The organism is Nostoc sp. (genome assembly GCF_036917755.1).
Lineage (GTDB): Bacteria > Cyanobacteriota > Cyanobacteriia > Cyanobacteriales > Nostocaceae > Nostoc.
Genome location: NZ_JBALFC010000153.1, coordinates 85,752 through 93,174 on the forward strand (window position 1 = coordinate 85,752; position 7,423 = coordinate 93,174).

General features: G+C 41.5%; 5 protein-coding genes and 1 pseudogene. 3 read left to right on the forward strand and 3 right to left on the reverse strand.

Going from position 1 to position 7,423, the window contains the following annotated elements:
• Positions 1 to 74 precede the first annotated feature (74 nt).
• Complete coding sequence (mnmG, locus tag V7L05_RS32250; protein ID WP_335170351.1) at positions 75 to 2,018, reverse strand: tRNA uridine-5-carboxymethylaminomethyl(34) synthesis enzyme MnmG; 1,944 nt, start codon at positions 2,016 to 2,018, stop codon at positions 75 to 77.
• Between the two features lie 458 nt (positions 2,019 to 2,476).
• On the opposite strand from mnmG, the gene V7L05_RS32255 reads away from it, so the two are divergent.
• The gene (locus V7L05_RS32255; RefSeq protein WP_335170352.1) at positions 2,477 to 3,349 is read left to right on the forward strand and encodes a D-alanyl-D-alanine carboxypeptidase family protein; all 873 of its coding nucleotides are present in this window, start codon (positions 2,477 to 2,479) and stop codon (positions 3,347 to 3,349) included.
• 237 nt (positions 3,350 to 3,586) lie between these two features.
• Here V7L05_RS32255 and V7L05_RS32260 read toward each other — a convergent pair whose 3' ends face one another.
• Positions 3,587 to 4,690: a sensor histidine kinase gene (locus tag V7L05_RS32260; RefSeq protein ID WP_335170353.1), complete on the reverse strand. Its 1,104-nt coding sequence runs from the start codon at positions 4,688 to 4,690 to the stop codon at positions 3,587 to 3,589.
• Between the two features lie 461 nt (positions 4,691 to 5,151).
• Positions 5,152 to 5,514: a hypothetical protein gene (locus V7L05_RS32265; protein ID WP_335170354.1), complete on the reverse strand. Its 363-nt coding sequence runs from the start codon at positions 5,512 to 5,514 to the stop codon at positions 5,152 to 5,154.
• A 724-nt stretch (positions 5,515 to 6,238) separates the two neighbouring features.
• Between V7L05_RS32265 and V7L05_RS32270 the strand changes: the two genes are divergently transcribed.
• Together V7L05_RS32270 and V7L05_RS32275 are read left to right on the forward strand one after the other, a co-directional pair.
• Complete coding sequence (locus V7L05_RS32270) at positions 6,239 to 6,637, forward strand: hypothetical protein (RefSeq protein WP_335170355.1); 399 nt, start codon at positions 6,239 to 6,241, stop codon at positions 6,635 to 6,637.
• A gap of 165 nt (positions 6,638 to 6,802) precedes the next feature.
• Positions 6,803 to 7,423: pseudogene (locus V7L05_RS32275) on the forward strand (hypothetical protein); the annotation flags it as partial.

Sequence of the window (7,423 nt, forward strand, 5' to 3'; positions counted from 1 at the left end):
CTAGAGATTGCTGATAATGGCAGTACAAAGATTTATGTCATCTATCATACCAATCTCCTTCCCTACTACTATACTCAGTCTTTATCAACTTTGTGTGAAGCTAACGCTGGAAACTTAGACCGGCTCTTGGTTCTACCCAATTCTAAATATAATAATAAGGCATTGATATCGGCTGGGTTTACACCACCGATACGTGCCGCTTGACCAAGAGTGAGTGGTTTTACGTGAGTCAGCTTTTCCCGTGCCTCTTTGGAAAGAGTATCAATTGTTGTATAGTCCAAATCCCCAGGTAAGTGGCGGTGCGCTTGGCGGGCGATTTGGTCAATCTGATTTTGTTGTCTAGCGAGATAGCCGGAATATTTAATGTCAATTTCGGCGCCTTCTTTCTCAGCGCGGTTCAGGTTGGGGTTTCCCAGCCCGAATCTGTCCAGGTCAACATAATGGAATCCCGGACGCCGCAGTAATTCATTCAGGGTAATCGAACCTTTAATTAATTGCTGCGTATCAGATGCGATCGCTATGCCAATTTCATCATGTTCTTTGACGCGTGTAACTTGCAATCTTTGTTTTTCTATGGTAATATTTGCTTGTTTTTGGGTAAATAGATCCCAACGGCGATCGCTAATTAAACCAATTTCCCGTCCCAAGGGTGTCAAGCGTTGGTCAGCATTGTCAGAACGCAACAGCAATCGATACTCAGACCTACTGGTAAGCATCCGGTAAGGTTCCCGCAGGTCTTTTGTACACAAGTCATCAACTAGCGTCCCAATGTAACTTTGTTCGCGGGCAAAAACAATCATTTCTTGAGAGCGAACAAATCGAGCCGCGTTAATTCCCGCCACCAGCCCTTGAGCTGCGGCTTCTTCATAACCTGTCGTGCCGTTAATCTGCCCAGCACAAAACAGCCCGGCAATCTTCTTAGTCATCAGTGTGGGATAACACTGAGTTGCTGGTAAGTAGTCATACTCCACAGCATAAGCCGGACGCAGCATCACACATTTTTCCAAACCGGGGAGAGTCCGCAACATCTGCAATTGCAAATTTTCTGGTAAACCTGTAGAAAACCCTTGAATATATAGTTCGGGTATATCTCTTCCTTCCGGTTCAATAAAAATTTGATGGCTTTCCTTATCAGCAAAGCGGACAATCTTATCTTCAATACTGGGACAATAACGCGGGCCTTTGGCTTCCACCCAACCGCCATAGACGGGCGAAAGGTGCAAATTCTCCCGAATTAGGCGATGGGTTTCGGCAGTTGTGCGGGTGATGTAGCAAGGCAATTGTTCCCGTTCTACCCACACATCTGGGTCAAAACTAAACCAACGTACATCTTCATCTCCAGGCTGGATCAGCATTTTACTATAATCTACCGATCGCTTGTCAACCCGTGCTGGAGTTCCAGTTTTCAGCCTTCCGGTTTCAAATCCCAGGCGATTCAGAGTTTGTGTCAATCCCTCAGCCGCAAATTCCCCAGCGCGTCCGGCTGGCATTGATTTGTTACCGACCCAAATTTTCCCTCCCAAGAAGGTGCCAGTTGTCAAGATAACTGCTTTACATTGGAACCCTACACCAAAATAAGTTTCAACGCCGACGACTTCACCATTAGCGCCCAGCACTAAATCTGTTGTCATACTTTCGCGGATTGTCAAGTTTTCTTGATTCTCGACAATACTTTTCATCACTGCTGCGTATTCGCGCTTGTCCGTCTGGGCGCGTAATGCCCAAACAGCAGGTCCTCGTGAAGAGTTGAGGATACGCTTTTGTAAGTAGGTGCCGTCTGCTACTTTCCCAATTTCGCCGCCGAGTGCATCTACTTCATGAGTCAACTGAGATTTGGCCGGGCCACCCACTGCGGGGTTACAAGGTTGCCAAGCGATTCTATCTAAATTGAGCGTCAATAGCAGGGTACGACAACCGAGGCGGGCAGAGGCGAGAGCTGCTTCGCAACCGGAGTGACCTGCACCGACGACTATGACATCAAAAGCGTCTTGGAATTCAACGGAATTGTGCATGGTCATACTTACAGGATCAGCAAACTTAGAGTTCTTTTCAATTGTAACTGTTCCAGTAGTTTCCTAGAGGTATCTTTTTGATAATAAACTTATCAGATTTACTAGTACTCAATTAGAGACAAGTTTCCTTTTTAAACTTGAGTAATAGGTAAAAAATCTCATCTTTTTTAAGAATTGTGGCAATGTTCCGGTTTATCTATCACAGATATTTTTTACATGGTTAGCCATTAACACAAATTAGTTTATTACGGATATATATTAGATATCTTGCAAAAGTTATATATAACCATATCTAGTTGCAAAAAAATTGTAGGTTGGGTGGAGGCTTTGCGTAACCCAACATCCTGATATATGTTGGGTTGCGCTCCGCTCCACCCAACCTACGTCTACTTTCACAAAAGATTTTAGCCTTAGCTGAACCGGATTAACTTTTATTCTTGAATCAATCAGTCAACTATTTAAAAATGAAACTCACCATCAAAAAGAAAAGAAATATTACTAGACTTATCAGAAAGATAACTTTCATCACTATAGTTATATTAATGATTTTTACATTAGTAGCTAGTAATGAAATTACCCACAAACAATTGAGTATAAATGCTCAACCATTAAACCAATGCTTGAGTACTGATTTATTACCTTGTACAGATCCTTCTCAAGAGACAATATTACAACCATTCATTCCCAACCCAGAATTAAATAATCAACAGCGTTTTTTATCTGCGATCGCAAAAAAGTTACCGACAATTCCCCAGCCTGGTACTTATGAATATATTTTGCTCCGCGCGTATGGTGCAGTCTTTGTAAATCAAGATGTTGGAATTAAATTGCCGCCAAAAGATATCTTTGCAAATGAACAAGAAACCCAAGAATTTCAAGCTACTTTAACAATGGGTCATGTTGACGGCACTAACGACTGTTATTTACAAAAATCGGCGGCTGATGCTTTAAATAAAGTGCGAATTCAACAACATATCCCGCTAAAATCTGGTTATGGTTCTGGTGATTGTACTCGCACTTTCAATACTAATTTAAGATTTTGGCACAAATATGCTAACGATAAAATTTTAGCAAAAGTTCAACAGGGTCAAGAAACAAGAATCCTCGGTTTGGTTGCACCTCCTGGAACTTCACAACATCTCTGGGGATTAGCAATTGATTTACGCGTATCTAATAAAGAACAGATAAAAGCTCTAAATGAAAATGGTTGGTTTCAAACTGTAGAAAATGATGTCCCACATTGGACTTATGTAGGTTTATCTAAAGAAAATTTACTTCTGTTTGGTTTTAACAAACAAGTTGTCCGGGGCATTACTTATTGGATTACGCCACTTTAATTGTTATAATATCTATAGCGTCGTTACATAGTTAAGTTGTAACCTTGGTTCCCGTTATGCTTTGGAAATACTAACATATAGTTGATTTTTAGCAAGTCTAAACATTTTGATAGTGGTAAATATGTAGTGATAATAGAGATTTAATAACTAAAATTATTATTTTTAGCTTTGGATAAAAAGACTAGAAAAATAGTTGGAGTTTACATAAGTGAGCGCAGCGAAGATGGAGCTAGAGGATTATGTAGTGGGGAGAGGGGAGGCTAAGGGTAAATCAATTGAGAACACACATCCTTGATGGGGGACATCACGAACTGTGAGTATACCCTTGTTTAGCAACACGGCGCGTCGTGAAATTGTAAGCCCAATCCCCAATCCTGATTTATCTGTTCCCATTTGAGAAAAAGGCTTAAAGAGTTCTTCCGCGTCACCAGGCGGGAGTCCTCCACATTGATCCTCTATTTCAATCAAAACACGCCCATCTACAGCCTTACCGCGTATCCATACAATCCCATTCTGCTTTGTGAACTTAATGGCATTTTGAACTAGATTAGATAGGGCAGATATTATAAGGTGACGATCTATTAAAACCTCCAATTCCGGCGCTACCTCTACACGCACCTCAATTGATTTCCCATTTGCTTCAAACCATGCACTAGCCTCAACTTCACTGACTAGGTGAATAACTCGACACCTCTGATATTGGACAGTTGGTTCGTTCCACAGTCGCACCTCAACAAGTGAACGATCAATAATGTCTCTCATACGCCTATGGGCATTTTCAAGAACACGAGATGTACTTCCATTGGTTCCGACTTTCCCTATGATTATAAGTTTGGAAGCTAAAGTAGCGGAGGTCAACGCATTTCGCAACTCATGTGCTAGAAATCCAAGACGCTGAACCTCATCCCGCTCTGCATTCTCGCGCTCACCTCGATTAAACTCTGTAACCGCTTCAGCGATAGCGATATCGAGGCAGAAATTTAATCGATTGAATTCACGAGCGGATGCTGTTTCACTACTATTTTCCTGAATATACTCAGTGATAGCTTGACAAAGAGCGCCGTAGCCATGAACAACCTGAGAAATGCTGTAGCCAAGTTTTAACGACTCTTTCCCCTGGCGCTCTGCGGAGGCTCTGTGAACGCTTTCTATAGAATTGTTATGTAGTTCCCCAGATTCATCTGTATCAGCACGTAATACCTCAATGAGTTCATTGTAGAACACAGGTAATCCTCTTTCCATTTCGTCGCTCGAACTCCTGGAATCAGCAAGACGCGCAATCTTTTTTGAACACAAGGCGAGAATTTCGTCACGTTCTGCTAAGAGAAATTCGTGTAACATTATGAATCTTCTTAATTTTAGACATATTCTAGCATCAGGATATCGCTTCAACCTGACTCGTGACATTTTTTTGACAACACCATTGAAATCTTCTCATTTATTGAAAGCGGCGGGAAACTCCATCCCCAGGCGATGCACTGAGCTTGTCGAAGTGTGTCTGTAGAGGGATAGCACAACGGCCACGCTCAGTGACCACCGCCCCGCCGCTTTAGTCATTAGTCATTAGTCATTGGTCATTGGTACTAATGACTAAAACTCCACCCACAAGGGGATGGAGTTTTTCATCTTGCTCAGTTGTCAAGTGCGTTTTTTTCCGGTATTTACGCTTATCTTCTTGATTTTGTCAAGTTTATATTATACTAAATTTAGATGAGCTTACCCTGGGGATAAATGCTGAAATAGAGCCATTAGGATGCGTTACGAGTTTAACCTAACGCACCACTAAGAAAAGTAGTGTGTGATTATGAAGTTGTCTTCAAGGGTGTCGCCGTGCTTTTGCGGGTGCGTTTGCTTTTGCGAAAACCACCCGCCATTTCATATTCACTGCTGTCTGTGCCGTAAGTAAATGCAATTGCAATTAGCATTTGATCAGTCAGGTCAGTTAAAATTTTTTCCAATTCATCCATATTGGTTTTAGAAGAGTCAATCACAGATAAAGCAGTGTTATAAGCATCTATTTTAATGCGTAATTGCTGACTTATTTGGGTTATGTTTTGTAAGTTGCGAGTATCTCCAAAATCCATATCAGGATTAATTGCTCTGAGTCCAGCAAGTCTTAATTCAGCTTTTTCTAGAGCGCGGTATGTACGTTTTTGACGAGGCATATATATATTATTTTTATTGTGTTCTAGAGCTAGCTTGGCTTATTAAAGCCAGATTTTGGTTCAGTAGAATCCACATAAACTAGTAGCGAGTGTAATATTTACCTCAGCAATATTAACTAAAAGCACGATGTTAAGGAAGAAGAATTCAGAGGTCAGAATTCAGAATCCAGAATCAAGACCACCAAATTTTCAATTTTGTGGGGGTCTTAAACGCGATTATTCAGACGCTCTTTACAAGACGCTACGCGTAGCTTGCTTCTTTGCAGGAGTACGCGGACTCGTTCTCCGTGGTGTCTATCCGCCAGTACTTCGACAAGCTCAGTAACCATCGTACAAAATTCATTCTGAATTCTGGCTCTTGACTCCTCAATTCTGTTTAATAACAAAAAAATCATGATTTTAAGAAAAAAATCACGATTTTAAGAAAAAAATCACGACTTTAAGAAAAAAATCACGACTTTAACGAAAAAATCACGACTTTAACGAAAAAATCACGACTTTAACGAAAAAATCACGATTTTAAGAAGTAAAGCTTAGATATAAGACGCAATGGGTTGAAAAAGCAACATTGGGGAGTCTAAAATCGGAAATATCCAGATAAATCTAAATTTTTTAACTTAATTGCCATAATGCACAGCTAGACTACAAAACTTAAAAGTACATGAGTTTAGAACCAAAGCGGTGTGTTAATAAGTAAAGAAGATACACATAGTCAAAGTAGCAGATGGAACCTTTAACTACTGCGGCGATCGCGATCGGCTCTATAATTGCCACTAAAGCCTTAGAAAAAACTGGCGAAAAAGTAAGTGAAGCTGTATGGGATAAGACTGGTAAGTTTCTCGTTACGTTGAAAAAACATTCTCCTTATACTGTAGCTGCTATAGAAAGAGCGCCAGAGCAACCACTTGATTATGGCAAAGCTGTACTAGAGGTGGAATCGGCTGCTAAAGCTAATCCTGAAGTGGCACAAGCTGCACAGGAATTGGCCGCAGCAGCTAAAGCGGAACCAAATCCTAAACTTGCTGAAATTCTAGCTATGCCTAACCTAGAGAAATTGGTAGATAAAATTGGTCAGGTTGTCATGCCAGGTGGGACAGGAAATATTGAAAATCAGTTTTTTTAAATTATCGTCTGACCTAACCCCCAGCCCAAAAGGGCGGTTAGAAACCGCGTCTACACAGGCAAAACCCACCTCCGTGGGTTAAGAATCCTTGATTTTGTATTAGTCCACGGAGGTGGACTTTGTTTGTGTAGCCGCGAATTCCATTCGCCAAGGCTCTTACTATCTATGCCTGAAGACTTCGGGAAGTTTGCCGAAAAAATTGGTGTTTACGTTGCCCCTGATGGTCAAGCTTCCATTGGCACTCAAATTATTAACGGGCAGAAACAGCTAACTCCCACAAAATCTATCCCTCGCGGTTCCGTTAATTTCGTCGGGCGAGAAACCGAACTGACAATGCTGCATGAAGACTTGCAGCGCAGAGACTATGTAGCAATAGCGGGAATGGGTGGCGTGGGCAAAACTGAATTAGCCACCGAATACGCGAGACGATATCAACAAGATTATGGCGGCATTGTCTGGTTTAACGACAGAGAAACCAATCTCGCCGGCGAAGTTTTAGAGTTGTTCCGGTTGCAGTTCGGTTTTGAGATTCCCCAAGAATTAGGAGGAAGACTTTTAAGCCTTAAAGAACAAGTCGCTTGGTGTTGGTCTAGATATCCTAACTCCGCCTTGCCTATTTTAATCGTCTTCGATGACGTAACCGACCTAGTTAACCTCCGCGAAGTCGTACCCGATTTTCACCGCTTTCAAGTCTTAGTACACGTCACCGTAAAAAAGGGTCGGAAATTATGCGGCAATCACGAGGTCACTTGGAGTCATATTCTTGGAGTCTTGTTTCAAGCATTT

Bases quoted from the DNA above. Each gene is read 5' to 3' on its own strand.
- V7L05_RS32260 (WP_335170353.1), bottom strand. From the start codon at position 4,690: ATGTTACACGAATTTCTCTTAGCAGAACGTGACGAAATTCTCGCCTTG.
- V7L05_RS32265 (WP_335170354.1), bottom strand. From the start codon at position 5,514: ATGCCTCGTCAAAAACGTACATACCGCGCTCTAGAAAAAGCTGAATTA.
- V7L05_RS32255 (WP_335170352.1), top strand. From the start codon at position 2,477: ATGAAACTCACCATCAAAAAGAAAAGAAATATTACTAGACTTATCAGA.
- mnmG (WP_335170351.1), bottom strand. From the start codon at position 2,018: ATGACCATGCACAATTCCGTTGAATTCCAAGACGCTTTTGATGTCATA.
- V7L05_RS32270 (WP_335170355.1), top strand. From the start codon at position 6,239: ATGGAACCTTTAACTACTGCGGCGATCGCGATCGGCTCTATAATTGCC.